Source organism: Streptomyces sp. DH12 (assembly GCF_020873895.1).
Lineage (GTDB): Bacteria > Actinomycetota > Actinomycetes > Streptomycetales > Streptomycetaceae > Streptomyces.
Window position 1 is genome coordinate 1 of sequence record NZ_JAHWGT010000789.1, and the last position, 487, is coordinate 487.

Genomic DNA, 487 nt, shown 5'->3' on the forward strand with positions numbered 1-487 from the left:
CATGCTGGGGGAGGGCTGCTGCTCAACGGTGACCTCGTGGCCCTCGGCACCGCACAAGATGTCCTGCATGAGGACTTTGGGCCCGTGGAGGAACTCCCCGCCGTAAAGGAGCCACTTGTGGGCTTCATCATTGAGGAAGACGGCGAGCAGCGTACGTGGGCCGCCGCGTACGACTTTCGTCATCCCGATCGGGACGTCATGCCCCTGGCGGAGGGGTCGGTCCGCTCGCACGTGGCCGAGCAGCCGTTCCAGTACCTGCACGCCGACCGCATCACCCCGGCGGTCACTTACCCCCGCTCCCACCAGATCGCCATCGCGCGCGGCTTCCTCGGCGTGCGGGGTGAGCACACCGTCAACTACCTGCGCCATCACACGGAGCAGGACGTACCCATAGAAGTGCCGGACGGTCCGCTCCGCCATCGCGGCGCGACCTCTCCCCAACTCCTGGACCAGACGATCGCCTGGATGCAGGAGCTGTGTCCGGGCG

Annotated in this window: 1 protein-coding gene and 1 pseudogene; one reads left to right on the forward strand and one right to left on the reverse strand. The window is 67.1% G+C overall.

Annotated features, from left to right (window positions below; all coding sequences use genetic code 11):
• Window positions 1-183, reverse strand: a 183-nt coding sequence (locus LPA54_RS37070; RefSeq protein ID WP_228984866.1) for a hypothetical protein, incomplete at its 3' end; no start/stop codon positions are given.
• Between the two features lie 15 nt (window positions 184-198).
• On the opposite strand from LPA54_RS37070, the pseudogene LPA54_RS37075 reads away from it, so the two are divergent.
• A pseudogene (locus LPA54_RS37075) lies at window positions 199-487 on the forward strand (DUF3696 domain-containing protein); the annotation flags it as partial.